General features: G+C 63.4%; 21 protein-coding genes, 1 pseudogene and 1 riboswitch. Of the genes and pseudogenes, 7 read left to right on the top strand and 15 right to left on the bottom strand.

The window, feature by feature from the left end; genetic code table 11:
- Positions 1-19: 19 nt before the first annotated feature.
- The 8 genes and pseudogenes from ACUN0E_RS42560 to ACUN0E_RS42525 form a co-directional block, all read right to left on the bottom strand.
- A complete protein-coding gene (locus tag ACUN0E_RS42560; protein ID WP_445570304.1) occupies positions 20-1,030 on the bottom strand; it encodes an ABC transporter permease subunit in 1,011 nt (336 codons plus the stop codon).
- Positions 1,031-1,162: 132 nt separating this feature from the next.
- A complete protein-coding gene (locus ACUN0E_RS42555) occupies positions 1,163-2,791 on the bottom strand; it encodes an ABC transporter substrate-binding protein (protein ID WP_408390852.1) in 1,629 nt (542 codons plus the stop codon).
- Positions 2,792-2,995: 204 nt separating this feature from the next.
- Positions 2,996-4,639 carry an ABC transporter substrate-binding protein gene (locus ACUN0E_RS42550; RefSeq protein ID WP_445570303.1) on the bottom strand — a complete coding sequence of 548 codons (1,644 nt, stop codon included), beginning with the start codon at positions 4,637-4,639 and terminating at the stop codon, positions 2,996-2,998.
- Between the two features lie 218 nt (positions 4,640-4,857).
- Positions 4,858-5,688, bottom strand: coding sequence for a methylenetetrahydrofolate reductase [NAD(P)H] (gene metF, locus ACUN0E_RS42545; RefSeq protein WP_445570302.1), 831 nt, complete (start codon positions 5,686-5,688; stop codon positions 4,858-4,860).
- Positions 5,689-5,699: 11 nt separating this feature from the next.
- A complete protein-coding gene (locus ACUN0E_RS42540) occupies positions 5,700-6,053 on the bottom strand; it encodes a phage holin family protein (protein ID WP_028198543.1) in 354 nt (117 codons plus the stop codon).
- Between the two features lie 152 nt (positions 6,054-6,205).
- Positions 6,206-7,627: an adenosylhomocysteinase gene (gene ahcY / locus ACUN0E_RS42535; RefSeq protein ID WP_325047491.1), complete on the bottom strand. Its 1,422-nt coding sequence runs from the start codon at positions 7,625-7,627 to the stop codon at positions 6,206-6,208.
- A gap of 33 nt (positions 7,628-7,660) precedes the next feature.
- A riboswitch (S-adenosyl-L-homocysteine riboswitch) is annotated at positions 7,661-7,796 on the bottom strand.
- A 113-nt stretch (positions 7,797-7,909) separates the two neighbouring features.
- On the bottom strand, positions 7,910-8,707 hold the full coding sequence (locus ACUN0E_RS42530) for a glycosyltransferase family 2 protein (RefSeq protein WP_445570301.1): 798 nt from the start codon (positions 8,705-8,707) through the stop codon (positions 7,910-7,912).
- Positions 8,708-8,822: 115 nt separating this feature from the next.
- A pseudogene (locus ACUN0E_RS42525) lies at positions 8,823-8,930 on the bottom strand (LrgB family protein); the annotation flags it as partial.
- Between the two features lie 70 nt (positions 8,931-9,000).
- On the opposite strand from ACUN0E_RS42525, the gene ACUN0E_RS42520 reads away from it, so the two are divergent.
- The gene (locus ACUN0E_RS42520) at positions 9,001-9,960 is read left to right on the top strand and encodes a LysR family transcriptional regulator (protein WP_408520562.1); all 960 of its coding nucleotides are present in this window, start codon (positions 9,001-9,003) and stop codon (positions 9,958-9,960) included.
- A gap of 184 nt (positions 9,961-10,144) precedes the next feature.
- Here the strand turns inward: ACUN0E_RS42520 and ACUN0E_RS42515 are convergent, their stop codons facing one another.
- Positions 10,145-11,863, bottom strand: a complete 1,719-nt coding sequence (locus tag ACUN0E_RS42515; RefSeq protein WP_408226304.1) for an OmpA family protein — start codon at positions 11,861-11,863, stop codon at positions 10,145-10,147.
- A gap of 172 nt (positions 11,864-12,035) precedes the next feature.
- Positions 12,036-13,685 carry a GMC family oxidoreductase gene (locus tag ACUN0E_RS42510; RefSeq protein ID WP_408226301.1) on the bottom strand — a complete coding sequence of 550 codons (1,650 nt, stop codon included), beginning with the start codon at positions 13,683-13,685 and terminating at the stop codon, positions 12,036-12,038.
- A gap of 465 nt (positions 13,686-14,150) precedes the next feature.
- Here ACUN0E_RS42510 and ACUN0E_RS42505 point away from each other — a divergent pair, with 465 nt between their 5' ends.
- Together ACUN0E_RS42505 and ACUN0E_RS42500 are read left to right on the top strand one after the other, a co-directional pair.
- The gene (locus tag ACUN0E_RS42505; RefSeq protein ID WP_445570300.1) at positions 14,151-15,836 is read left to right on the top strand and encodes an isovaleryl-CoA dehydrogenase; all 1,686 of its coding nucleotides are present in this window, start codon (positions 14,151-14,153) and stop codon (positions 15,834-15,836) included.
- 91 nt (positions 15,837-15,927) lie between these two features.
- Complete coding sequence (locus ACUN0E_RS42500; RefSeq protein WP_445570299.1) at positions 15,928-17,346, top strand: coniferyl aldehyde dehydrogenase; 1,419 nt, start codon at positions 15,928-15,930, stop codon at positions 17,344-17,346.
- A gap of 118 nt (positions 17,347-17,464) precedes the next feature.
- Here ACUN0E_RS42500 and ACUN0E_RS42495 read toward each other — a convergent pair whose 3' ends face one another.
- The 5 genes from ACUN0E_RS42495 to fliE form a co-directional block, all read right to left on the bottom strand.
- Positions 17,465-17,830, bottom strand: coding sequence for an EscU/YscU/HrcU family type III secretion system export apparatus switch protein (locus ACUN0E_RS42495; protein WP_408226292.1), 366 nt, complete (start codon positions 17,828-17,830; stop codon positions 17,465-17,467).
- Complete coding sequence (gene fliK / locus ACUN0E_RS42490; RefSeq protein ID WP_445570298.1) at positions 17,827-19,236, bottom strand: flagellar hook-length control protein FliK; 1,410 nt, start codon at positions 19,234-19,236, stop codon at positions 17,827-17,829. Before fliK ends, ACUN0E_RS42495 begins: the two co-directional genes overlap by 4 nt.
- A gap of 81 nt (positions 19,237-19,317) precedes the next feature.
- On the bottom strand, positions 19,318-19,644 hold the full coding sequence (locus ACUN0E_RS42485; protein ID WP_408226286.1) for a flagellar protein FliT: 327 nt from the start codon (positions 19,642-19,644) through the stop codon (positions 19,318-19,320).
- Complete coding sequence (fliS, locus tag ACUN0E_RS42480; protein ID WP_408226283.1) at positions 19,641-20,075, bottom strand: flagellar export chaperone FliS; 435 nt, start codon at positions 20,073-20,075, stop codon at positions 19,641-19,643. The genes ACUN0E_RS42485 and fliS overlap by 4 nt, the downstream gene beginning before the upstream one ends.
- A 295-nt stretch (positions 20,076-20,370) precedes the next feature.
- On the bottom strand, positions 20,371-20,706 hold the full coding sequence (gene fliE, locus ACUN0E_RS42475) for a flagellar hook-basal body complex protein FliE (protein ID WP_408226280.1): 336 nt from the start codon (positions 20,704-20,706) through the stop codon (positions 20,371-20,373).
- Positions 20,707-20,944: 238 nt separating this feature from the next.
- Between fliE and fliF the strand changes: the two genes are divergently transcribed.
- Genes fliF through fliI form a run of 4 tightly spaced genes read left to right on the top strand, consistent with a single transcriptional unit; the run spans position 20,945 to position 26,075 of the window.
- Complete coding sequence (fliF, locus tag ACUN0E_RS42470; RefSeq protein ID WP_445570297.1) at positions 20,945-22,735, top strand: flagellar basal-body MS-ring/collar protein FliF; 1,791 nt, start codon at positions 20,945-20,947, stop codon at positions 22,733-22,735.
- Entirely contained in the window at positions 22,725-23,720 is a 996-nt protein-coding gene (fliG, locus tag ACUN0E_RS42465; RefSeq protein WP_408226274.1) for a flagellar motor switch protein FliG, read from the top strand. Before fliF ends, fliG begins: the two co-directional genes overlap by 11 nt.
- Positions 23,713-24,390, top strand: coding sequence for a flagellar assembly protein FliH (gene fliH, locus ACUN0E_RS42460; protein ID WP_445570296.1), 678 nt, complete (start codon positions 23,713-23,715; stop codon positions 24,388-24,390). The genes fliG and fliH overlap by 8 nt, the downstream gene beginning before the upstream one ends.
- Positions 24,384-26,075: a flagellar protein export ATPase FliI gene (fliI, locus tag ACUN0E_RS42455; protein WP_445570295.1), complete on the top strand. Its 1,692-nt coding sequence runs from the start codon at positions 24,384-24,386 to the stop codon at positions 26,073-26,075. Before fliH ends, fliI begins: the two co-directional genes overlap by 7 nt.

Genomic DNA, 26,075 nt, shown 5'->3' with positions numbered 1-26,075 from the left:
TGAGCGTGGGGGTTCATATTTACCTCGTATGGCGAATGCGCGGGTTCAACACGCCGTACAACAGATCGACGACGAGGTTCACAACGATCACCAGCGTAGCGATCATCAGAATACCGCCCTGCACCACCGGATAGTCGCGCCGGCCGATCGCGTCGATCAGCCACTTGCCGATACCCGGCCACGAAAACAGCGTCTCGGTCAGCACCGCGCCAGCCAGCAGCGTGCCGACCTGCAAACCGATCACGGTCACGACCGGAATCAGCGCATTCCGCAATGCATGCACGATGATCACGCGAGCGGGCGACAAGCCCTTCGCACGCGCAGTGCGGATGTAATCCTCGCGCAACACTTCGAGCATCGACGAGCGCGTCATCCGCGCGACAACGGCCAATGGAATCGTGCCAAGCACAATGGCCGGCAAAATCAGATGGCTGAGCGCGGATTTGAACGCGCCTTCGTCGGTGGACATCATCGCGTCGATCAGCATGAAGCCGGTCACGTGCGGAATGTCGTATTCGACCGCGATGCGGCCCGACACCGGTGTCCAGCCGAGGTCCACGGAAAAGAACATGATGAGGATCAAGCCCCACCAGAAAATCGGCATCGAGTAGCCGGTCAGGGCCGTGCCCATCACGCCATGATCGACCACCGTGCCGCGCCTGAGCGCCGCGAACACGCCCGCCGGCAAGCCGACGATCAGCGCGAACAGCATCGCGCAGAACCCCAGTTCAACCGTGGCGGGAAAACGTGCGAGGAATTCGCCCATCACGCTGGTATTGGTGATGATCGAGGTGCCGAGGTCGCCGTGCATGGCGCGGCCAACATAGTGGATGTACTGCATCGGCAAGGACTCGTCGAGTCCGAGGCGATGCAAGGCGGCGGCATGCATGGCCGGATCGACGCCGCGCTCGCCCATCATCACTTCGATGGGGTCGCCCGGTATCAGGTGAATCAGCGCAAACGCGAGAATCGTGATGCCGATGAACGTTGGTATCACCATGCCGATGCGGCGCAAAACAAAGCGGAACATGGTTCGTCCCTATGGTCTTGATGAAGAAAAAACGCAACCGGCGACGAGGGCTTGTGACCCCGGTCGCCGGACCATTTCGACCAGTTTTCTAACGGTACGAAAAGCTACTGCGTAAGCTTGACTGCATTACCTTTACTTGACGCTGACGCCGTCGAAGCGCGCATAACCGAGCGGCTCGATACGCATGTCGACGACCTTCTTGCTGACAGGCTGGTACACGGTCGAGTGAGCGATCGGCGAGAACGGCAGTTGCTGCGCGAAGATCTGTTGCGCCTGCATGTACGCCGTCGTGCGCGCGCCCTGATCCGACGTCACGCGACCCTTCTGGATCAGATCGTCGAACGGCTTGTAGCACCACTTCGAGAAGTTGTTGCCATTCACCGCTTCGCAGCCCAGCAACGTGCCGAGCCAGTTGTCCGGATCGCCGTTGTCGCCGGTCCAGCCGATCAGCATCGTGTCGTCTTCACCAGCGTGCGCGCGCTTGATGTACTCGCCCCATTCATACGTGACGATCTTCGCCTTCACGCCGATCTTGGCCCAGTCGGCCTGGATCATTTCCGCCATCAGACGGGCGTTTGGGTTGTACGCGCGTTGCACCGGCATCGCCCACAGGGTGATGTCGAAGCCGTTCGGATAACCGGCCTTCGCCAGCAGAGCCTTGGCCTTGTCCGTATCGTAGGACGCGCTCTTCAGGTTCTTGTCGTACGACCATTGGGTCGGCGGCATCGGGTTCGTTGCAGCCTGGCCCGCGCCCTGATACACCGATTCGACGATCGCCTTCTTGTTGATCGCCATGTCGAGCGCCTCACGCACTTCGACCTTGTCGACCGGCTTGTGCGTCACGTTGTACGCGAGGTAGCCGAGGTTGAAGCCCGGCTGCGACGGCATCGCGATATTGGCTTCAGCCTTCAGCGGCGCGATGTCGGCCGGACGCGGATAGCTCATCACCTGGCATTCGTCGCGCTTGATCTTCTGTACGCGTACACCGGCGTCCGGCGTGATCGAGAAGATCAGCTTCGAGATCTTCACTGCGTTCGGCTTCCAGTAATCCGGATTGCCGTCGAAGCGGATCGTCGCGTCCTTCGTGTAGCTGCGGAAGATGAACGGGCCCGTGCCGACCGGGTACTGGTTGATATCGGCAGCCTTGCCGGCCTTCAGCAACTGGTCCGCGTATTCACCCGAGAGGATCGACGCGTACTCCATCGCCAGATTCTGGATGAACGGCGCGTTGACTTCCTTCAGCGTGAACTTGACCGTGTACGGATCGACCTTTTCGACGCTGGTGATCAGCTTGTCGAGGCCCATGTCCGTGAAGTACGGAAACTGGACCGGGTACGCCTTACGGAACGGCTGGTTCGTGTCGAGCATGCGCTGGAACGTGAACACGACGTCGTCCGCGTTGAATTCGCGCGTCGGCTTGAAGAACGAGGTGGTCTGGAACTTCACGCCGTGCCGCAAATGGAACGTGTAGGTCTTGCCGTCCGGCGAGACTTCCCATTTTTCTGCCAGGCCCGGCTCAACTTTCGTGCCGCCGCGCTCGAACTCGACGAGGCGGTTATAAACGGTGAACGTGTTGGCCGTGAAGTCGACACCAGTCGTGTACTGGGCCGGATCGAAACCCGCAGGGCTGCCTTCTGAGCAGTAAACGAGTGTTTTGTTCGGAATCTCGGCATGGGCACTCGTAGCGCCCAGCATCGATGCCGCTGCAGCTGCGACGAGCGTCGTAACACGCGCGGCGCGCAACAGGTTGTTTTGCTTCATGTTTCCTCCAGGATCGGGGCCGGCTTCCGCCAGCGTAGCGCGATCTTACTTGAGCTTGGCTCGCACCAACAAGCGGAGGAAAATACCCCCGTTGACGATCGGAAACAGATGGGGCATAAGGGCGGTCGCACGCCGGCGCTGGCCGGAACGTGCGACGTTGGAGGTGGGCTTAGCAAAAAGCGGCCCACAGGTCGTTGCTGGCGGCTATTTCAGCCCGACGTTCATGAATTGCGTCGGACCGAACGGGTCGATCTTGAAGCCCGTGACGTCTTTGCTGATCGGCTGGTAGACGGTGGAATGGGCAATCGGCGTGAACGGAACCTGCTGCTTGAAGATTTCCTGCGCTTCCATATATGCCTTGGTTCGCTCGGCGAGATCCGTGGTGCCGCGGCCTTTCCTGATCAGGTCGTCGAACGGTTTGTAGCACCATTTGGAAAAATTGCTGCCCTTCACCGCATCGCAACCGAGCAACACCCCAAGCCAATTGTCAGGATCGCCGTAGTCCCCCGTCCAGCCGATCAGGATCGCCTCGTGTTCGCCAGCATGGGCGCGGCGGATATACTCGCCCCACTCGTATGTGGCAATCGTCACCTTGACGCCGATCTTCGCCCAGTCGGCCTGTAGCATTTCGGCCATCAGCCGGGCATTCGGGTTGTAGGGTCGCTGTACCGGCATGGCCCACAGGGTAAGGTCAAAGCCGTCCGGGTAGCCAGCCTCCCTCAGCAAGGCCTTGGCTTTATCAACGTCGTAAGGCGCATCTTTCAGGTTCTTGTCGTAGCCCCATTGGGTCGGCGGCATGGGATTCGTCGCGATTTGCCCCGCGCCCTGATATACCGACTCGATGATCGCTTTCTTATTGACCGACATATCCAGCGCACGCCGCACCAGCACGTTGTCGAGCGGTTTTTTCGTCGTGTTGTACCCGAGGATGCCCAGATTGAAGCCGACCTCACTCGGCAGAGCGAGCGACGAGTCGGCCTTGATCTGCGGAATATCAGCCGGACGCGGGTAGCTCATCACCTGGCATTCTCCGCGTTTCAGTTTCTGCAGCCGCACCGCGGGATCCGTGGTGATCGCGAAGATGAGCTTGCCGACCTTCACGACGCCCGGTTTCCAGTAGTCGGGATTGCCGTCGAAGCGGATCGTGTCGTCCTTCGTATAGCTGCGGAAAATGAACGGCCCGGTGCCGACCGGGTATTGGTTGATGTCGGAAGCCTTGCCGGCTTTCAGCAGTTGATCCGTGTACTCCGCCGACAGAATCGACGCGAACGGCATCGCAATCTGCTGCAGGAACGGTGCATCAACCTCTTTTAGCGTGAAACGCACCGTGTACGGATCCAGCTTCTCGACCTTGGCGATGTTCTTTGCCAGTCCGAGATCGGCGAAGTAGGGAAACGGGACCGGGTACGCCTTACGGAACGGCTGGTCGGGATCCAGCATCCGCTGGTAAGTGAAGACAACGTCGTCGGCATTGAATTCGCGGGTCGGCTTGAAGAACGAGGTGGTCTGAAACTTCACACCGTGCCGCAGGTAGAACGTGTATTGCAGGCCGTCCTGCGACACATCCCACTTCTCGGCTAGGCCTGGCTCGATATCGGTACTGCCGCGGGCGAACTCGACAAGGCGGTTATAGACCGTGTACGAGGCGGCGGTGAATTCGACGCTGGTGGTGTACTGCGCGGAATCGAAGCCAGCCGGACTGCCTTCGGAGCAGAACACGAGGGTTTTGTCAGGCAAGCTGGCCGCGCCGGCTGCGGCGGGCGCGAGTCCGGCAGCAAGGACTGCGCAGGCACTCAAGACCGGCAGACAGGTATGGCGAACTGCAAACAGCAATCGGGATACTGTCATCTTGTTCTCCGCACAGCAGCCAAGTCAGCTGCGCTTCGATCATAGACAGCCCAAAAATCGGGTTCAATGCGGGCTTATACGCCGCAGGACACGCCCGGCGGCGCATTTTTGCTGCACCGCAGCAGTAGTTTAAGGGTGGAATTCTCAGGCTGGATCTTGCGTAAAAAAGCCGCGCGACTCGATGAGCCACGCGGCCTTGTACAGAGGCTGCTCAGAACTTAAACGCCCAGTCGTTCGCAGATCGCCTTGGTCGCCGCTGCGCCATTGAGCGTGTAGAAGTGCAGGCCCGGCACCTTCGCGTCGATGAGACGCCCGCACAGGTCCGTCACCACATCCAGCCCGAACGCGCGGATCGACTCGCGGTCGTCGCCGAAACTTTCCAGTCGGCGCGCGACCCAGCGCGGCACTTCCGCGCCGCACATCTCCGAGAAACGCATCAGCTGCGAGTAGTTCGTGATCGGCATGATGCCCGGCACGATCGGCACGTCGACGCCGAGCTTCCTCGCGTCGTCAACGAAACGGAAATATGCGTCCGCGTTGAAGAAATACTGCGTGATCGCCGAATTGGCGCCGGCCTTCACCTTGTGGGCGAAGTTTTCCAGATCGTGACGCGGCGAGCGCGACTGCGGGTGGTACTCCGGATAGCCGGCCACCTCGATCCAGAACCAGTCGCCGAACTCGGCACGGATAAAGCTCACCAGTTCGGACGCATAACGCAACTCGCCGACTTCGCCCATACCGGACGGCAGATCGCCGCGCAGCGCTACGATATGGCGGATGCCATGCGCGCGGTACTCGTTGAGGATCGCGCGCAGGCTCTCTTTCGAGGAGCCGATACACGACACGTGCGGCGCCGCTTCGAGCCCTTCCTTCGCCATATCGACGACGGTATCGAGCGTGCCCTGCTGCGTCGAGCCGCCGGCGCCGAACGTGACGGACACGAACTTGGGCTTGAGCGACGCGAGTTGCGCGCGGGTGGCGCGCAGCTTGTCGACGCCTTCCTGCGTTTTCGGCGGGAAGAATTCGAATGAAAGTTCGATCGGGTTCATGATTCAGTAGATCAACCGATACTGCGGTTGCCGAAAATAAGCGCGGACAGCAGCCACGAAACGATGCTGTACAGAATCGAGCCGAAGAACGCCGACCAGAAACCCGACACTTCGAAACCCTTCAGCAGCGACGCGCACAACCAGAAGCACAGCGCATTGACCACCAGAATGAAGAGTCCGAGCGTGACGATCGTGACGGGCAGCGTCAACAGAATCAGCACCGGTCGCAGGATCGTATTGATCAACCCGAGCACCACCGCGACGATCAAGGCGGTGCCGAAACTGCGGATATGAATCGACGGTACGAGGTAGGTGATGATCAGAAGCGCCAGCGCGTTGATCAGCCAGGTCAGCAGCACGGTCATGTAGAGCTCCTTTGAGGCAGGATGTCCGTTTGAACGGAAAGAGGCGGGCATGGCGAACAAAGCGGCGCATTACGCGCCGCCCTGTCGTCAAACTGTCATGCGTTTAAACCGCCCGCGTGCTTAATCTTACTTAGTCACGTGACTTGCGTGACTTAATAGCGGTAATGATTCGGCTTGAACGGGCCGTTCTTGTCGACGCTGATATAGCCTGCCTGATAGTCCGACAGCACCGTCAGTTCCGCGCCGATACGGCCCAGATGCAGACGCGCCACCTTTTCATCAAGGTGCTTCGGCAACACGTAGACCTTGTTTTCGTACTTGTCGCCGTGAACGAACAGCTCGATCTGCGCGATCGTCTGGTTCGTGAACGATGCCGACATCACGAACGACGGATGGCCCGTCGCGCAACCCAGGTTCACCAGGCGGCCTTCAGCCAGCAGGATGACACGCTTGCCGTCCGGGAAAATGATGTGGTCGACTTGCGGCTTGATGTTTTCCCACGTGTACTGGCGCGTCGATGCAACGTCGATTTCCGAATCGAAGTGACCGATATTGCAGACAATCGCGTTGTTGCGCATGGCAGCCATATGATCGTGGCCGATCACGTGGAAGTTGCCCGTTGCCGTCACGAAGATGTCGGCCTTGTCCGCCGCGTATTCCATCGTCACGACGCGGTAGCCTTCCATCGCTGCCTGCAATGCGCAGATCGGATCGATTTCCGTGACCCACACCGTTGCGCCCAGACCGCGCAGCGATTGCGCGCAGCCCTTGCCCACGTCGCCGTAACCGGCCACGACCGCGATCTTGCCCGCGATCATCACGTCGGTTGCGCGCTTGATACCGTCGACCAGCGACTCGCGGCAGCCATACAGATTGTCGAACTTCGACTTCGTGACCGAATCGTTCACGTTGATGGCCGGGAACGGCAGGCGCCCTTCCTTTTCCATCTGATACAGACGGTGCACGCCGGTCGTGGTTTCTTCGGTCACGCCCTTGATGTGCGCGAGACGCGTGGAGTACCACACTGGATCCGCGTCGAGATGCTTGGCGATCGACTTGTACAGCGCCACTTCTTCTTCGTTTTCCGGCTTCGAGATCACCGAACGGTCTTTCTCAGCCTTCGAGCCGAGGATCAGCAACAACGTGGCGTCGCCGCCGTCGTCGAGGATCATGTTGGCGAATTCGCCATTCGGCCATTCGAAAATGCGGTGCGAGAATTCCCAGTATTCGTCGAGCGATTCGCCCTTGAATGCGAACACCGGCACGCCGCCTGCCGCAATCGCGGCAGCTGCATGATCCTGCGTCGAGAAAATATTGCACGATGCCCAGCGAACGTCCGCGCCGAGTGCCGTCAAGGTTTCGATCAGCACGCCGGTTTGAATCGTCATGTGCAGCGAACCCGCGACGCGCGCGCCCTTCAGCGGCTGCGAGCTCTTGTACTCCTCGCGCGTCTGCATGAGGCCGGGCATTTCGGTTTCGGCGATGTTCAGTTCCTTGCGGCCCCAGGCTGCAAGCGACATATCGGCGACGAGGAAATCCTGCTTGGAATTTGAATCGAGAACTGCGGCGTTCATCACGCCCTCCTTTCTAAAAAATTGACTAGAAATTTGACGTGAGCGCGGTTCGATGCGGTGGATGGGAAAGCGCTATGCGCATCCTGGCCCTCCGATTGAAGCCTCCGAGCCTGGCGGGCGGCCGGCGAATAGCTGATTCGCGGTACCCGTCGCAACGCTCCTCGGAGACGAACGGCGATTGTAGCAAATCGAGATGGCTTCGGGGCGCGGATCGGGTTGGTGGGGTTGCGGCCCTTGGGAATTGGGCTGCGGGTGGCAATGCGCCGCCTCGGTGTCTGGGATCTAGGCAGCGTGATTCGGCAGGGCAGATGCGGCTGCGTCGGCAACGACGCTTGCGGTGCGCAATTGCTCGATGCCCGCGCGCGCTGCGTCGAGGAATTGCCTCGAAAACCGGAATGCATCGGCCACGTCGGCAGGATCCGGCGTCTGCAAGCCAAGTGCGATGCGGAAATAACGTTCGGCGTGAATGCCCGCGTGGTAATGCATGCGCACGCGCTTCGCGTCGCCCAGACGCCGGTTGCCGAAGATCTCGCGCAGGGTCCACGAAAACGCCCCGTCTTCGCCGCCGATGCGGCGGAACGCGTCATCCATCGGGAAGCCGCCGAGCGCGGTATACACCGCGCGACGGATGATCAGGCTACTCGGCACGGTATTGCTGAGCGTTGCGGCATGCGTGTCGAACCCGGGGTGACGGATGATGTCGACCGGAAAATCCGTGTAGTCGACGTCGAGCCGCACGGATACTTCCTTCGGGTTCTGCGTGAGAAACGCACTCGCGGCGGCTAATGCGCCGGGCACGTATTCGTCGTCGGCATCGAGGAAGGCAAGCAGACCGTGAGCCGCATGCAGGGCACCCCAGTTGCGCGCCCGAGCCGGGCCGCCGTTATACGGCATCTGCAACAGGCACACGCGCCGATCGCGACGCCCGTAATGCGCGACGAGGTCGGTGGAGGCATCGGTCGAGCCGTCGTCCACCACGATGATCTGCGCGGCTTCCGGCTGGATCAGGCAACTTTGGAGCGCACGGGCAAGCGTCGCCGCGCCGTTGTAGCAGGGAATGATGATCGAGATGGGTGTCATGAACTGAAACGGGCGCTGCGGGCCGAACGGTAGGGAGCCGTCGATGTTATCCCGCTTCCGGCGGAGTCCATCCTGGAAAAGCGGTGTGCGCGAGTTCGCCGAACAGCGTCGCTCACACGCCCGTCACAATCACCATCAATGCGGTCAGGTCCTTCGGCGCGTGAATTTTTTCGAAGACGGCACGTACGAATGCCGCCGATACGAAGTGCGTCATCGGGTTGCGTCCGCGGCATAAATACAATGACTTACAATCACTCAGATCATTCCAATCTGGAATCCTGGAGACTGAGATCGTGGAACTACGTGCGCTGCGGTATTTCGTCGAAGTAGTCCGTCAACAGAGCTTCACTGTCGCCGCCGAGCAGATGTTCGTCACGCAGCCGACCATCAGCAAGATGGTCAAGTCTCTCGAAGACGAAATCGGCTCGCCGCTGCTGTTGCGCGACGGACGCCAGATGGTACTGACTGACGCCGGCCGGATCGTCTATCAGCGCGGTCAGGACGTGCTGGCCGCGCATGCCCAGTTGCAGGCCGAGCTGAACGATCTCGATACGCTCGGTCGCGGCGAGCTGACCATCGGCATTCCGCCGATGGGTGGCTCGCTGTTCACACCGGCCATCGCCGCCTTCCGCCAGCGCTATCCGAAAATCGAACTGAAGCTGTTCGAGCAGGGTTCACGCGCGATCGAAGCCGCGCTGATCCATGGTGAACTGGAATTAGGTGGCGTGCTGCAACCGGTCGACCCTGACAACATCGAGGTGTTGCCGATGACACGGCAATTGCTGTGGCTGGTCGCGCGCACTGGCTCCCGCTGGGACGATCTACAGGAAGTGCCGCTCGCCGATCTCGCCAACGAGCCGTTCGTGTTCTACGGCGAAAGCCTCGCGCTCAACGATGTCGTATTGAATGCGTGCCGCACGGCCGGTTTTGCGCCGACCATCGTCGGGCGAAGCGGGCACTGGGATTTCATGGCGGCTCTGGTGCTGGCGGGCGTCGGCATTGCACTGCTGCCGGCGCCGTACTGCCGGCGGCTCGACGCAGCGCAGTTCACCTGCCGCCCGGTGGTGGAACCGGAGATTCCGTGGGAGATGGCGATCGGCTGGCGCCGCAATGGCTATCTGTCGCATGCGGCGCGCGCGTGGCTGGAGGTGGCTCGAGAGGCGCTGCCGGGCCAGGCAGGCGACGATTTCATGTTGGTGCCGGGTATCGGCATGACCGGTATCACGGCGCCGGTTCAGACACCGGCGCCGTAGACACCGTCGTCGTAGACACCCTCGCCGCAAATGCGGCCACCGCAAATGCGGCCAGCCAAATGACAACATGCCGCCTGGCGCGAACCGGGCGGCATGTTTTTTGGGCTCACCTCAACGGCTTGCCTTGAACGTTCAATCAGCGATCACTGAGCGATCAACGAACGCTCAGTGATCGCCGTCATGATTACTGCGCGACGAACTCGATGCGGCGGTTGGCAAAGCGGCCGCTCGCGGTGTCGTTGCTCGCGACCGGGCGCGCGTCGCCGTAACCTTGCGCGACCAGCGAAGCCGCCGGCACGCCCGTCTTGACGAGATACGCGCGGACCGCTTCGGCGCGCTTCTTCGACAGTTGCAGGTTGGCTTGAGCACCGCCGACATTGTCCGAATAGCCGGCCACTTCGAGCTTGGCAAGCTTGCCATTGCGTGCGCACGCGTTCAGCACTTGTGCCGACTGGTTCAGATCATCAATCGCCGAAACCGGCACGCGGGCGCTGGCGCTCGTGAAGTTGATCACCTGCAGGTTCAGCACCTTGACCACGTCCGCTGCCGCGCACGAGCTGTCCGGCGTGAGCAGGCCCTTGATCGCGCCCCGGAAGTTTTCGGTTGCGTTGGCGACCGCCTGTTCGACGTTGAACGAACCGATCTGATACGACGCACCGAACAGCGACTTCAGTTTATCGAGCCAGCCGAGCTTCGCGTTCGCCGCGCTGCCGCTCAGTTCGATGTGCGCGCCGTCCACTTTCACTTCCGCGCCCGGCAATGCCATCAGCGGCAGCAGGCCGTCCAGATGAGCGAGCCATTCGGCCGGCTTGGTGTCTTGATCGACCGTGACGTTCGCGACGAAATGGTCAGCGCCGAAACGCTTTGTCAGCGCGTCGATCAGCTGAGTCTTTTCGGCTTCGCTGCCGACCGTCGCCGTGAGCGTCGGCTTGCCAGCGGCGTCGACCGTGAAGCTGATCTGGCTATCTTTGGTCGCTGCGGGCGCGGCGGCGGGTTGCTCCGCTTCGCTGGCGGCACTTGCTGCTGCGGCGCTGGCCGGTGCTACTGCGGCCGAGGCTTCAGCCGGAGCGGACGCGGGCTGCGTAGTTGCCGCGGCTTCCGCGCTAGTGCGCTCGCCTTGCTGCCCACTCTGCTGCTCGCTATGGCAGCCACGCAGGAACAGGAAGGCCAGCACCGCAGCGATCGCCGCAAGCAACCACCAGAGCCACGTGCGTGAACGGCGCTCTTCGCGCACCACGGCGTCGGCGGGCACGCGGATGCTCGACAGGGCTTCGGCCACCGGCTTGGCAGCAGGCGTCGGATGGTCGATGTGCGCCGAGACCGCTTTTAACTGCGACAGGATATTGCCGGTGAACGCGCCGAGTCCGCTCAGGCCGAGGCCTGCCATCAGACGGTCGTTCAGGTACGGCGCAATGGCCGGCAGTTGATGGCCCAGCAGCGTCGGCAGTTGGCCGACGTTGCCCTGACCTTCGAGAAAATGCCGTTTCAGCAGGCCCAACAGCGTTGCGCCGACGATACCCGTCATGGCGTGCGTCGCATGCGCCGGCACGCCGGTTTGGGTCGCGACTTCGTCGCTGAGCGTATCGACACGGCGATCGAGCACGCGCTCGAGCAACTGACGCCCCGCGCCTTCCAGCTGGCTCACGCCGGTGGTGGTGCCGAGCAGTTGCGGCAACTGCTCGGCGATGTGCCCGTTCACCTCAGGCGAGAGGATCGCGGCAAACAGCGAACGCGCGCCGTCGAGCGTCGCGCCCTTCTGCATCAGGCCGGCGACAACCGCCGGGCCGGTTGCTGCAAGCACCTTCTGGGTCGCGTCCGGCGGCAGCCCGAAGCGGGCCGCCATCTGTCGCACGACACCGTCCGTCATCGCAGACTGAATCAGCTGAATCACATTGATACTCATCGCTTCGCTTCCTTGAGTTCCCGAACGCGCCACCTGACGCGCTCTTTTTCGCGGCGCGATTATAAGTTTGGGGAAATCTCATAAACGAAACGGCACAATTTATGACGAATTAACAGACGTTCGCCTAATTTTTCTTATATTTACCACCCAGATTAGGAAGATTGGGGCATCGTCAAGCCGCCACGCCGGTGACTCCCGCCGACGCCATCGCCGACACCGCTTGCCCCTCGCGCCGGCTCGCCGCGATCAGGTCGGCCGCGCGCTCGCCGATCATCACCGTCGGCGAATTCGTGTTGCCGCCGATCAGCGTCGGCATCACCGATGCATCGACGATCCGCAGCCCCGTCACGCCGCGCACCCGCAATTGCGGGTCGACCACGGATTGCGCATCGCCGCCCATCCGGCAGGTCGCTACCGGGTGATAGATCGTGTCGGCATGCTCGGCGATGGTCCGGCGCAGTTCCTCCGCCGTCTGACCGGAGTGCGTGTACAGCTCCTTGCCGCCGTGCAGCGCCAGCGAAGGCGCGTCGAGAATGCGCCGCGCCATCTGCGCGCCTTCCACCAGCAGGTCGAGATCGCGCGAATCGCTGAAAAACCGCGGATCGATCACCGGCGCGGTGCGCGCGTCGGCGCTCGCGAGGGCCACCGTGCCGCGGCTATGCGGCCGCAACACACACACGTGCAGCGAATAACCATGGCCCCAATGCATGTGCCGGTTGTGGTCGTCGACGATCGCCGCGCAGAAATGCAGTTGCAGGTCCGGGCGCTCGAGCGTCGGCCGGCTCTTCAGAAAGCCGCCCGCTTCAGCGACGTTGCTCGACAGCATGCCCTGCCCATGCCGCATGAAGGTCACAAACTGCGGTAGCATCCGCGCGATGCCGCGAATCGAAAAACCGGTCGGCTCGATCGACGACACCCGTTTGTTGATCGTGAAGTCGACGTGATCGATCAGGTTCTGGCCGACTTCGGGCGCGTCGTGCAGCACCGCAATGCCGAGCGACTGCAAGTGCGCCGCCGGCCCGATACCTGAGCACATCAGCAATTGTGGCGAATTGAACGCGCCCGCTGCCAGCACAACCTCAGCGCGCGCCTCCAGCGTTTCAGTACGGCCGCCGCGCACGATTTCGACCCCGCTCGCATGCTTACCGTTGAAGGCCACGCGCAGCACCGTCGCATCGGCGATCGTATGCAGATTGGGCCGTTCGCGATCGTAGATATAGGCGCGCGCGACGCTGCAGCGCCGTCCATCACGTTGCGTCACCTGGTAGAAACCGACGCCTTCCTGGTCCGCGCCATTGAAGTCGCCATTCGATTTGTAACCGGCTTCGGTCGCGGCCTGCACGAAACGCTTCGAAAACGGATTGCGATAACGCAGATCGGACACCGTTAGCGGGCCGTCAGCGCCGTGCCATGCGTCGGCGCCGCGCTCGTTGCCTTCGGCACGGCGGAAATACGGCAGCACCTCGGCCCATGACCAGCCGTCACAGCCAAGTTGCGCCCATTCGTCGTAATCGAGCGGATGGCCCCGCGTGTAGATCATCGCGTTGATCGCGCTCGACCCGCCGAAGCCCCGCCCGCGCGGCTGATAGCCCTGACGGCCGCCCAGCCCCGGCTGGGGCGTCGTCAGATAGCCGTAGTTGGTCTTGAGTTTGTGCGGCACGACGGCCGCCACGCCGACCGGCATGTTCACGAATAGATTCCGGTCCGTATGCGGACCGGCTTCGATCAGGGCGATCGTTGCATCGGGGCAGCTATCCGCCAGACGGCTCGCAAGCGAGCAGCCGCCTGAGCCCGCACCGACGATGATGTAGTCGTATTGCATCCGCGCTCCTCCTATTGGAGGCCGCGTTGCTCGCAGCCCCTGTCTCTGTCGGTCGGAGTTAGCGCTTTAGCTGTCGATCGGAGTAGCGAGCTTTGCATGGGATCGGAGTAGCGCGCTAAAGCGCGAACTCCGACCGACAGCTAAAGCGCGAACTCCGATCCCATGCAAAGCTGGCTACTCCGATCCCATGCAAGCGATTGCAGCACACTTGTCTACGTATGTTTTATCGGCATTGTAAGGAGCGTTCGGGCGCGACGACCGGTTCATGTCCGAGCGATCCCTCTAAACGAAAGCCCTCCCGCGACCCTATGATGAAAGACGCGCATGCGCCCGCCAGGCCGCTGCGCACGGCATTCAAACACGGCGCCCGGTGCGCCGTCCTCTGAGCGTGCGGCACGACACGCCGCGATAAAACAGCACACCGTCGATCGGCGGCGGCGCGCATCCGGTGAACGGAGACAGTAGATGGAACGGCACAGCTTCGGCCACACCCACGACGTAACCAATCAGCCGCCGCCGCTCGCGGACTACAACCTGTTTTCGAGCGATGTGGCTCTATCCGCCGCCCTCCAACGCGAAGGGGCCGCGTGGCATCGCGAGGCGCTGCAGCGGCACGGCGCGGCGCTCACTAGGCCGGAGACACTCGCGCTTGCCGAACTGGCCAACCGCCACACGCCCGAACTCGTCACGCACAGCCCGCGCGGCGAACGCATCGATGCGCTGGAGTTTCACCCTTCGTGGCATACGCTGTTGTCGCTGTTGCGCCGCGAAGGCCTGCACGCGTTACCGTTTTCGGATCCGCAGCGCGGCGCGATGGTCGCGCGTTGCGCTGGCTACTTTCTGCACGCACAACTCGAATCCGGCTCCCTCTGCCCGTTGACAATGACCTTCGCGAGCATCCCGGTGTTGCAACGCGAACCCGCATTGTTCGCCACGCTGCGCGACAAGCTCTACGCCCGCGAACACGATCCACGCGACGTGCCGCTCACGCAAAAAACCTCGGCCATGATCGGCATGGGCATGACCGAGAAACAAGGCGGCTCGGACGTACGCAGCAACCAGACCCACGCGTATGCCACGCGCGGCAGCGGGCGCGGCGCGGAATACCGCCTCGTCGGCCACAAATGGTTTTTCTCCGCGCCACAATGCGACGCGCATCTGGTGCTCGCCCGCACCGACGATCACGAAGGCCTCTCATGTTTCTTCGTGCCGCGTTTCGCGCCGGACGGCAGCAAGAACGCTGTGCAGATCCAGCGTCTGAAAGACAAACTCGGCAACCGCTCGAATGCCAGCAGCGAGGTCGAATTCTTCGACGCGTTCGGCATCATGATCGGCGACGAAGGACGTGGTGTGCCGACCATCATCGAAATGGCGAACTACACGCGGCTCGATTGCGTGATCGGCAGCGCGGCGTTAATGCGCGCAGCGCTTGTGCAGGCGATCCATCATGCACGGCATCGCAGCGCTTTCGGCCGGCATCTGGCCGATCAACCGCTGATGCGCAATGTGCTCGCCGACCTGGCGTTGGAATCGGAGGCAGCGACCGTGCTGTTCATGCGACTCGCACGCGCTTTCGAAGCGTCAGCCGACGCGTCGTCGGCCGCGCCCGCCGAGCGCGCGTGGCGCCGGATCGTCACGCCAGCCGCGAAGTACTGGGTCTGCAAGCGCACGCTCGAATTCACCGGCGAGGCGATGGAAGTCTGGGGCGGCAATGGTTACGTTGAAACCGGTCCGATGGCGCGCTTCTATCGTGAAGCGCCGGTGAATTCGATCTGGGAAGGTTCGGGCAACGTGATGTGTCTCGACGTGTTGCGCGCCATGGAGCGCGAGCCCGAAGCCGCGCAGGCCTTGTTCGCTGAATGGCAAGCGGATGCGCAGGGGCATCCGGCTTTGAGCGCCGCACTCGGCAAGCTCGCTGCCTCACTCAACGGACCCGCCGAACATCGCGAAGCATCCGCCCGACGCATCGCGCAGCAGATCGTGCTGATTGCGCAGGCCACCTTGCTGGTGAAGCACGCACCGCCGGAAATCGCCGATGCCTTCATCACGACGCGTCTCGCCGATGGCTGCGGCGAAAGCGGCCGCGTGTACGGCACGCTGCCGGCGACGATCGACCACGCGGCGATCATCGAGCGGGCATTCCCAGCGTGACAAATCCTTTCGCAAGACCGTCGCACGACGTGACAACACACCAATAAGCGCGCCTCGACGCGTACCGTTTTCCATCAGGGAGTGGACACACATGAAGAACGATCTGCCAGAGGTCGCCGCGCTCGAAGCGCTGCTGTGCGATCAACGCCATGCTTATTTGCGCGCGCCGTATCCGTCGTGGGAAGCCCGCGCCGGCCATCTGAAAGCACTGCGCAAAGTCATGCTCGACAACCGCGACGCACTCGCCGACGCAATGAACGCCGACTTCGGCAATCGCGCGAAACAGGAAGTGCTGCTTGCCGAATTCCTGCTCGTCAAGGAAGAGATCGACGCCGCGCTGAGGCACGGCAAACGCTGGATGAAAGCGCAACGCCGCAGCACCAGCAAATGGCTAATGCCGGCGCGTGCGAAAGTCGTGCCGCAGCCGCTCGGTGTGGTCGGCATCATCGTGCCTTGGAATTACCCGGTATTGCTCGCCGTCGGTCCGCTGATCAGCGCGCTGACGGCCGGCAACCGCGCCATCATCAAGATGTCGGAGCTGACGCCGCGCACCTCGGCGCTATTCGAGCAGCTGATCGGCCAGACCTTCGCGCGCGACCACGTCGCGGTGGTGAACGGCGATGCTGCATTGGCTGCCGCGTTCAGCGCGCAACCGTTCGATCATCTGCTGTTCACCGGCTCGACCAAGGTCGGCCATGAAGTGATGCGCGCCGCCGCCGAACATCTGACGCCGGTCACGCTCGAGCTTGGCGGCAAGTCGCCGGCCATCATCGGTCAGCATGCGCGCTTCGACAACGCAGTGGATAACCTCGTCGCCGGCAAGACGCTCAACGCGGGCCAGACCTGCGTCGCGCCGGACTACGTACTGGTGCCGCGCGGCAAGGAGCAGGCGTTCATCGAACGGGCGCGCGCGCGGATGGCGAAGATGTATCCCGACTTTGCGCACAACCTCGATTACACGTCGATCATCTCGGAGCGGCACTTTGCGCGGCTGCACCGTCTTGCCGACGAAGCGCAGGCCACCGGCGCGCAACTGCACACGCTCACCGACAGCACCCCGGATGAGGCAAGCCGCCGCTTCCCGCTAATCGCCGTCACGAATGCGCCGGATGAAAGCGCGCTGATGCAGGAGGAAATCTTCGGCCCGCTGCTGCCGATCATCCCCTACGACACGCTCGACGATGCAATCGCGTGGATCAACGCGCGTCCCCGTCCGCTCGCGTTATATCTCTACGCCGACGATTCGGCGACCATCGCGCGCGTTACGCACGAAACCATCGCGGGCGGCATGGCGATCAACGAAACGCTGATGCATCTGGCGTGCGAAAGCCTGCCGTTCGGCGGCGTCGGTGCGAGCGGGATGGGGGCGTATCACGGCTACGAAGGCTTCGTGACTTTCTCGAAGATGAAGCCGGTGCTGACGCAGACGCGCCTGAACGCGCGCGGCTGGATCGCGCCGCCGTACGGCAAGCGGGTGAATGCGCTGCTGAAGTTGATGATGCGGTTTTGACGGGGCCGCCCATCCGGGGACCGGCCATCCGGGATCCGGCCATCCGGGGGCCGGCCATCCACGGGGCGGGTAACCCGGAGCGGCCGAACCGTTCGATAAGCAACCGCGGGACGAACATTCAACGCCCGGGCGCCCCACCAGAAACGTCCGCAATGTCCGTCGCGACCACATCGGTCACATCCTGCGCGGCGGCCACGCCGCTTTCCGGCTCATTCTCGGCGCCGCTTTCCAGCCGATGCAGCCACGCGAGCAACTCCGCCACCGCCTGATAGAGCTGCGGCGGAATCCGCGTATCCAGATCGACCTGCATCAGCAACGAGACCATTTCCGGCGCCTCATGCACATACAGGCCGGCTTCCCTGGCGCGCTGCACGATCATCTCGGCCAGCATGCCGTAGCCTTTGGCGACCACGCGCGGTGCGGGATCGCTCCCTTGTGCGTCGTAGACGAGCGCGGCCGCACTGCGGCGATTTTTGCGGCTCATCCCATATCCCAATCGAAATCGTCGAGCGGTGCGGCTCCCGGGCGTGCACCGCCAGCGGTGCGGCGCCCCGCCGACGCCTTGTCAGCCTTATCAGCCGCCGAGGCTGCCGAAGCCGAGCGCGCATACGCCGACGCCGCCTGCGCGGTCGCGGCAGCACCCGCCGCGGTAATCGGCGCGCCGCCGCCGATCTCGCGAATCGTCAGTCCATTCAATTCGATGCCTGCTGCCGCAAGCCGCTGACGAAAGCTCTCACCCTGCATCGCCAGCCGTGCCGCGCCCACCGGACTCGCCTGCACCCGCGCGACGAGCCGCGTGCCAGTCAGCGTCAGGTCCGCATCGACGGTGCCGAGCGTCGGCAACGACAGCGTCAGCCGCGTACGCCACGGCTGATCGTCCTCGCTCGCCGTGCCGCCGCCGCTGCGGTCCCATTCGTCGCCCTCCTGCTCGATGGTCCAGTCGAGCCTGGCGCCTGGCCATGCTTCGCCGGTCCAGCGAAACTGCCCGGTGGCGAGCATATCGAGTTGCTGACGCACCAAAGGAACGGTCGCAGGATGAACCGCGGCCGCCATCGATTGCGAGTTTTGCGACGTTGCGCCGTCGGCCAGTTGCGCCGCGGCGTTGTGCAAGCTCGCGTGCGCGGGCTGGCCGTTCAGGTCGGACAGAGAACTTGCCAGCACCTCGCCGGCCACAAAGCGCGCGGCTTGCGCGGTCTGGATCGACGGCATCGCGCGGGTTGCCGCGTTGCCGTCCGCTGTGCCGTTGGCCGGACCGTTCGGTGTTGCGCCCATGCCCTGCCGGGGCGTCGCGTTAGAGGAGGCAGCCTGATCGGCGTCGCTTGCCCAGTCGAGCGGCAATTGCGCGGCGGCCACCAGCTTGTTTTGCGCCTCGCCGGCCAGTGCGGCGGGCGAGCGCTGACCCGCCAGCCATTGCGCGAGATGGGATTCGTAAAACAGGCCGCTGTCGCTGACCGTCTGTTCAAGCGCGGCCGCGAGCGCCGCGACCGGCACCTGAGCCGCCGCCACATTGGCAGTGGCCGCGGTACCGGTGGTATTTGGATTCGCGGATGAAGCAGCGGGAATGACAGGCGTATCGAAGAGCGGCAAGCCGCCGGTCTCGACGTCGAGCGCCGGGGCCGCCGGCCAGATCGGCGTCTGGCCGCGCACCGCCGGCGTCGCCTCGCCGCCCGAGCTCACGATCGCGTTGAGCGTCAACGCGACGGCGGACAGCGCGGTTTGTGCGGAAGCCTGCGGTGTCGCGGGGGACGCGGCAGGTGGGACAGTGACGGGCGCGGTATCGACGCCCGCCGCGCCGGTCTGCGAAGCAGTCGCACTGCCTGGCGCGAGATTGAGCAGACTGTCGACCCGGTTCGCGAGCAGCGAAGTGACGACCGTGTCGATTCCGTTCATACCGATTCCTTAGTCACATTGGCGGCAGCACGTTCAAATCCAGTCAGGCGGTCTCGAGCAATGTGTTGCCCGCGGACAAACTCAGCGCGCCCCGTACAGTTCCTTGAGCACGCGAGTCGGCCGTCCGGTAAACAGCGCCGACAGATTAGCCATGCGCGGATTCGCAAGATCGCGGATCGCGGCGTCGTCGGCCAGGATCTGACGGATCAGCGCGTATTTGCGCAGACGCTCCGCATCGTCCAGCCTGACAGCGGATTCCGCGTCTCTCAACGCATCCACCAGATTCCGGTATTCCTCCTGCAAGTGGACCAGATCGTTCCATAGGGCGCGCCGGGCAGCCATCAGCATGCGGCGGGAAATCGCTGCAATCGCCTCGTAGCGGGCGAAATATTCTGCGTTCGATGTCATCTCATGCTTTCCGCGGCCGGCTGGGTTGCCATCCGCGCGATCTCCGGGGCAATCCCGATCCATGCCTCTTCGAGCGTCGCCAGCAGGCCATCGACCTCGACCAGCATCGCCTCGCTCTGTTTTATGTTGGCTTCGAGCAACCGGCGCGACATATAGGCATATAGCGCGTCCAACCGCTCTGCAATCTCGCCGCCCACCTCAACGTTCAGCGACAATTGCAGCCCGCTTTCGACGATGTGAATCGCCTTGCCGATCGCCTCGCCGCGCGCCGACACATTGCCTTGCTGTACATGCATGCGTGCTTGCGCAATTGCTTGCCGGGCGCCCTGATACAACATCACGATCAGACGATGCGGACTCGCGCCCATCACCCCTGTCTCGACGCCGACGCGTGCGTACGCATTGGCTCCAGAGTGTCCTGGGGAAAACATCGGCGCTCCTCCTCTCTTGCACTGCGGTTGGTCGTGGCACCCCATCCGGACACGTTGCCGCGTTCGGATTTCTGCCTGTACCCTGGTTATCGGATAGGCAGCGGGAAAGCTTTAGGCCGGTGTAAGGAGGATTAAGGGGCCGATGGGGGCAATATCGCGCTGAGCGCGGCAAGGCCGCCTGCCACGAAGCGCCTCAAGGGCGCGCCGGGCGGACTTCCTGCCGTGCAGCCGCACAGCGTTGCATCTGGGCGCATGCGTTCGGGCGGGCGGAACAGCTCTGCCGCCCGAGTCGCACTCACACCGACATCTGCATGATGTCGTTATAGGCCGACACCAGTTTGTTGCGCACCTGCAGGCCGAACTGGAAGCCGACGTTGGCCTTCTGCATATCGACCATCACGTCGTTCAGCGAGACGTTGGACGCGCCGAGTTCGAACGCCTGAGATTCGCCGACCGCCTTGGTCTGATCGCCGCTGATCTTGTCCAGCGACGCCTTCAGCGCCGAGGCAAAACCACCGGTGGTTGCTGCACCGGACTGGTCGGCTACGGCGCTGTTGGCGCCGGCCGCTTGCGCTGCCATCGACTGCATCTGTTGCAGCGCCGACGAGAGCGCGTTCACGGGCAAAGTCATGTTCTCTCCAGGGAATGACGACCGGCATGCCAGAAACCGTACCGATCTGAACGAAAGCATAGCAGTGGGCCATGCGGGAAAGCCCCGAAACTAGGGGGGAAACCCGGCTCTATTCAAGCAATCGGGTTGAGCCGCGCTGCGGATAATTTCAATGGTGAAAGTCTCTGTTCGCACGCCCGCCGACCCTCGGCGAGTTTGAGCGGCAGAACGCAAAAGGCATCCCGGAGATACCCGACGCATGGATTCGTCAGCCAACTCTTTGATCAACCCCGACGCCCGCATGGGCCTCGCCGGCGCACAGCCGGGCGCAGGCGCTGCCGGCACCGGCCAGGCCGGCGGTGCCGCGGACCTCGGCGGCCTGGGGAGCAACCTGGGCGGCAACTTCGGCCAGCGCCTGTCCGGTCTCGCGCAAATGCGCGGCAACCCGCGCGCGCCGCTGATTTTCGCGGTCGCGCTGCTGGTCGCCATCATCGCGGGTCTGTTCATGTGGTCGCGCGCGCCGGACTACAAGGTGCTCTACAGCAACCTGTCGGACCGCGACGGCGGCGCCATCATCACCGCGCTGCAGGCGGCCAACATCCCCTATAAGTTCACCGACGCCGGTGGCGCGATCCTCGTGCCGGCCGAGCAGGTTCATGAAATGCGTCTGCGTCTGGCTTCGCAAGGTCTGCCCAAAAGCGGCTCGGTCGGCTTCGAACTGATGGACAACCAGAAGTTCGGTATCAGCCAGTTCGCCGAGCAGATCAACTACCAGCGCGCGCTGGAAGGTGAACTGGAGCGCACGATCGAGTCGATTTCATCGGTAAAGTCGGCGCGCGTGCATCTGGCCATTCCGAAGCCTTCCGTGTTCGTGCGCGACAAGGAAGCGCCGTCTGCCTCCGTACTGGTGAACCTCTACCCGGGCCGCGCGCTCGACGAAGGCCAGGTGCTGGCGATCACCCATATGGTGTCGTCGGCGGTGCCGGATATGCCGGTGAAGGGCGTGACGATCCTCGACCAGGACGGCAACCTGCTGACGCAGCCGTCCACCGGCAGCGGCCTGGACGCCTCACAACTCAAGTATCGTCAGCAGATCGAGCGCAACACCCAGCAACGCATCGACGCAATCCTGTCGCCCCTGTTCGGTTCCGGCAACGCGCACTCGCAGGTCAGCGCCGATATCGACTTCTCGCGCAGCGAGCAGACCTCGGAAAACTACAGCCCGAACGGCACCCCGCAGCAAGCGGCGATCCGCAGCCAGCAATCGAGCACTTCCACCGAAATGTCGCAGGCCGGTGCCTCCGGCGTGCCGGGTGCGCTGTCGAACCAGCCGCCGCAACCGGCTTCCGCGCCGATCACGGCGGGCAACGGCACGCCTGGCGTGACCACGACGCCGGTCAGCGACCGTAAGGACTCGACCACCAACTACGAACTCAACAAGACCGTGCAGCATCTGGAGCAACCGATGGGCGGCATCAAACGGCTGTCGGTGGCGGTGGTCGTGAACTACCTGCGGGTGGTCGACGCCAAGGGCCACGCGACGATGCAGCCGGTCACCGCCGACAAGCTCGCGCAGGTCAATCAGCTGGTGAAGGACGCGATGGGCTTCGACGCCACGCGCGGCGACTCGGTCAACGTAGTCAACAGCCCGTTCACCGTCGACGTCGACCCGGATGCCGACCTGCCATGGTGGCGCACGCCGGACATGATCGCGCTCGCCAAGCAGATCGCGACCTACCTCGGCATTGGCCTTGTCGCCCTGTTCCTCTACTTCGTGATGGTGAAGCCGGCGCTGCGCCGCGCCTTCCCGCCGCCGGAGCAGGTCGCCGCAGCGCTGCCGTCGCCGGACGAACCGGTCCTGCTGGACGGCATCCCCGCCGCCGAGCGCGCGGGCGCGGTCACGGAAATGGAAACCGACACCGAACTGCTGGCGTTCGAAAACGAGAAACACAAATACGAGCGGAATCTGGAGTTCGCGCGCAATATCGCGCGCCAGGATCCAAAGATCGTTGCAACCGTCGTGAAAAATTGGGTGTCCGATGAGCGCTGAAGGCGTAATGAAGAGCGCGCTCCTGCTGATGTCGATCGGCGAGGAAGAAGCCGCGCAGGTGTTCAAATTCCTCGGGCCGCGCGAAGTCCAGAAGATCGGCGTCGCGATGGCCGCACTGAAGAACGTGACACGCGAGCAGGTCGACGAGGTGTTGCAGGAATTCGTGCGTGAAGCCGAGCAGCACACCGCCCTTTCGCTCGATTCGAGCGAGTACATCCGTTCGGTGCTGACCAAGGCGCTCGGCGGCGACAAGGCCGGCGCGATCATCGACCGGATTCTGCAGGGCAGCGACACCAGCGGTATCGAAGGCCTCAAGTGGATGGACTCGGCCGCGGTGGCCGAGCTGATCAAGAACGAGCATCCGCAGATTATCGCGACCATCCTCGTTCACCTGGACCGCGATCAGGCGTCGGAAATCGTCGCCTGCTTTAGCGAGCGTCTGCGTAACGACGTGCTGCTGCGAATCGCGACACTCGACGGCATCCAGCCAGCCGCGCTGCGCGAACTCGACGACGTGCTGACCGGCCTCCTGTCCGGCAGCGACAACCTCAAGCGCAGCCCGATGGGCGGCATCCGCACGGCGGCCGAAATCCTCAACTTCATGTCGAGCAACCATGAAGAAGGCGTTATCGAGAACGTTCGCCAATACGACGCGGAACTTGCGCAGAAGATCATTGATCAGATGTTTGTGTTCGAGAACCTGCTCGATCTGGAAGACCGCGCGATCCAGCTATTGCTGAAGGAAGTCGAGTCCGAGGCGTTGATCATCTCGCTGAAGGGCGCGCCGCCCGCGCTGCGCCAGAAGTTCCTGTCGAACATGTCGCAGCGTGCTGCCGAACTGCTCGCCGAAGACCTCGATGCGCGCGGCCCGGTCCGTGTCTCCGAAGTCGAGACGCAGCAGCGCCGCATCCTGCAAATCGTGCGCAATCTGGCGGAAAGCGGCCAGATCGTTCTAGGCGGCAAGGCGGAAGACGCATATGTCTGATCAGAACTCCGCAGCGAAGGAGAGCCTCTCGGCCTACCAGCGCTGGGAGATGGCCTCCTTCGACCCGGTGCCACCCGCACCGCCCGAACCCGAAGTCGACGACGGCGCATTCGAAGCCGAACTCGAACGTCTGCGCGACACCGCGCATGCGCAGGGTGTCGCGACGGGTCACGTGGCCGGGCAGGCGCTCGGTTATCAGGCGGGTTACGAGCAAGGTCACGCACAGGGTTTCGAGCAGGGCCAGAGCGAAGCGCGTGAAGAAGCGGCGCGTCTTGCCGTGCTGGCCGAGACTTTCAAGGCAGCGCTCGACGGCGCGCAAGGTGCGATCTCCGAGACACTTGCGGCCTTGGCGCTGGACATCGCCCAACAGGTGGTACGCCAGCATGTGCAGCACGATCCGGCCGCGCTGATTGCCGCCGCCCGCGAAGTACTGGCCAGCGAGCCGGCGCTGCTCGGTGCGCCGGCGTTGATCGTCAGCCCCGCTGACCTGCCGGTCGTCGAAGCCTATCTGATGGAAGAACTGCAAACGCGCGGCTGGACCGTGCGTACCGATCCGTCGGTCGAACGCGGCGGCTGCCGGGCGCAAGCCGCCACCGGCGAGGTAGACGCCGGCATCGACACGCGCTGGGAGCGCGTCGCCGCCGCGCTCGGCAAGGTGAGCACATGGTGAAGCCGACGCTCGAAGAGATCCGCGCCAGCGATCTGACGCCGCTCGAGCGCGAACTGGCGCTGGCGTCGTTCGGCGCTGAGGCGCTGGCGGATGCGCCAGCTGCGATTACACCCGCTGCGGCCGCAGTCGCAGCTATCGACGCCGCGCTGCGGGATCCCGCTCACGGACATCCGGGCGCCGCCGGGCACCCGGCGAAGGGCGCGGCGGCGAGTCGCGAATCCACCGCTGCAAACCATGAGTCCGCCGTTTCTTCGGGTCCCGCTGCACCCCCTCCGGACCTTGCTCCGTACGATCCCGCACTCGACAGCAACCCCCACATGCAAGCCTGGCGCGGCCGGCTCGACGCGATGCGCGCGCGTAATGCGATCGCCAAGCCGATGCGTGCCTGCGGACGTTTGACGCGCGCCGCCGGTCTGGTGCTCGAAGCGGTCGGCCTGCGCCTGTCGGTGGGCGCCGAAGTGATGATCGAACTACCCTTCGGTAGTTCGCTGGCGATGGCCGAAGCCGAAGTGGTCGGCTTCTCCGGCGACAAACTGTTTCTGATGCCGACCACCGAAGTGATCGGCCTGCTGCCTGGTGCACGCGTGTACCCGCTCGAAAGCGCGCCCATCGCCGATCCGATGGCGGGTGCGAAGCGCCTGCCGGTCGGCTGGGAACTGCTCGGCCGCGTGCTGGACGCCTCCGGCCGCCCGCTCGACGGCCTCGGCCCGCTCGGCGCGCATGCCGATGCGCCGCTGTCCTCACCGGTCATCAACCCGCTGAACCGTGAGCCGATTCACAAGGTGCTCGACGTCGGCGTGCGCGCGATCAACGCGCTCCTGACCGTGGGCCGCGGCCAGCGCATGGGCCTGTTCGCCGGTTCGGGCGTCGGTAAATCCGTGCTGCTCGGCACGATGGCGCGCTACACCAGCGCCGAAGTAATCGTGATCGGTCTGATCGGCGAACGCGGCCGCGAAGTGAAGGAGTTCATCGAACAGATTCTCGGTGAGGAAGGCCTGGCACGCTCAGTCGTCATCGCTGCGCCGGCCGACGTCTCGCCGCTCTTGCGGATGCAGGCGGCGTCGTATTCGACCTCGCTCGCCGAATATTTCCGCGATCAGGGCAAGCACGTGCTGTTGCTGATGGATTCGCTGACCCGTTACGCGATGGCGCAGCGCGAGATCGCACTGGCCGTGGGCGAGCCGCCCGCCACCAAAGGCTATCCGCCTTCGGTGTTCGCCAAACTGCCGGCGCTCGTCGAGCGGACCGGCAACGGCCCGGCGGGCGGCGGTTCCATCACCGCGTTCTATACCGTGCTGACCGAAGGCGACGACCAGCAGGACCCCATCGCCGACTCCGCGCGGGCGATTCTCGACGGCCACATCGTGCTGTCGCGCTCGCTCGCCGAGGCCGGTCACTATCCCGCGATCGACATCGAAGCGTCGATTAGCCGGGCAATGACCGCGCTGATCGACGATAACCATCTCGAGAAGACGCGTATGTTCAAGCAGATGCTGTCGCGCTATCAGCGCAACCGCGATCTGATCAATGTCGGCGCCTATTCGAGCGGGCGCGACGCGCTGCTCGACCGTGCGATTGCACTGTATCCGCGAATGGAAGCGTTTTTGCAGCAAGGTTTTCGCGAGTGCGCGAACTTTGAACCAAGTCTCGAGATGCTGGACGCGCTGTTTGCCCAAGGAGGCTGA

The organism is Paraburkholderia sp. D1E (genome assembly GCF_052682275.1).
The sequence above is the reverse complement of the archived record's forward strand: the minus strand, read 5'-3'. Positions and strand labels throughout refer to the sequence as shown.

Bases quoted from the DNA above. Each gene is read 5' to 3' on its own strand.
- fliG (WP_408226274.1), top strand. From the start codon at position 22,725: ATGAGCGCTGAAGGCGTAATGAAGAGCGCGCTCCTGCTGATGTCGATC.
- ACUN0E_RS42510 (WP_408226301.1), bottom strand. From the start codon at position 13,685: ATGCAATACGACTACATCATCGTCGGTGCGGGCTCAGGCGGCTGCTCG.
- ACUN0E_RS42530 (WP_445570301.1), bottom strand. From the start codon at position 8,707: ATGACACCCATCTCGATCATCATTCCCTGCTACAACGGCGCGGCGACG.
- fliS (WP_408226283.1), bottom strand. From the start codon at position 20,075: ATGTTTTCCCCAGGACACTCTGGAGCCAATGCGTACGCACGCGTCGGC.
- fliK (WP_445570298.1), bottom strand. From the start codon at position 19,236: ATGAACGGAATCGACACGGTCGTCACTTCGCTGCTCGCGAACCGGGTC.
- metF (WP_445570302.1), bottom strand. From the start codon at position 5,688: ATGAACCCGATCGAACTTTCATTCGAATTCTTCCCGCCGAAAACGCAG.
- ACUN0E_RS42505 (WP_445570300.1), top strand. From the start codon at position 14,151: ATGGAACGGCACAGCTTCGGCCACACCCACGACGTAACCAATCAGCCG.
- fliH (WP_445570296.1), top strand. From the start codon at position 23,713: ATGTCTGATCAGAACTCCGCAGCGAAGGAGAGCCTCTCGGCCTACCAG.
- fliF (WP_445570297.1), top strand. From the start codon at position 20,945: ATGGATTCGTCAGCCAACTCTTTGATCAACCCCGACGCCCGCATGGGC.
- ACUN0E_RS42560 (WP_445570304.1), bottom strand. From the start codon at position 1,030: ATGTTCCGCTTTGTTTTGCGCCGCATCGGCATGGTGATACCAACGTTC.
- ACUN0E_RS42550 (WP_445570303.1), bottom strand. From the start codon at position 4,639: ATGACAGTATCCCGATTGCTGTTTGCAGTTCGCCATACCTGTCTGCCG.
- ACUN0E_RS42495 (WP_408226292.1), bottom strand. From the start codon at position 17,830: ATGAGCCGCAAAAATCGCCGCAGTGCGGCCGCGCTCGTCTACGACGCA.
- ACUN0E_RS42500 (WP_445570299.1), top strand. From the start codon at position 15,928: ATGAAGAACGATCTGCCAGAGGTCGCCGCGCTCGAAGCGCTGCTGTGC.
- ahcY (WP_325047491.1), bottom strand. From the start codon at position 7,627: ATGAACGCCGCAGTTCTCGATTCAAATTCCAAGCAGGATTTCCTCGTC.
- ACUN0E_RS42540 (WP_028198543.1), bottom strand. From the start codon at position 6,053: ATGACCGTGCTGCTGACCTGGCTGATCAACGCGCTGGCGCTTCTGATC.
- ACUN0E_RS42515 (WP_408226304.1), bottom strand. From the start codon at position 11,863: ATGAGTATCAATGTGATTCAGCTGATTCAGTCTGCGATGACGGACGGT.
- ACUN0E_RS42485 (WP_408226286.1), bottom strand. From the start codon at position 19,644: ATGACATCGAACGCAGAATATTTCGCCCGCTACGAGGCGATTGCAGCG.
- fliI (WP_445570295.1), top strand. From the start codon at position 24,384: ATGGTGAAGCCGACGCTCGAAGAGATCCGCGCCAGCGATCTGACGCCG.
- ACUN0E_RS42555 (WP_408390852.1), bottom strand. From the start codon at position 2,791: ATGAAGCAAAACAACCTGTTGCGCGCCGCGCGTGTTACGACGCTCGTC.
- fliE (WP_408226280.1), bottom strand. From the start codon at position 20,706: ATGACTTTGCCCGTGAACGCGCTCTCGTCGGCGCTGCAACAGATGCAG.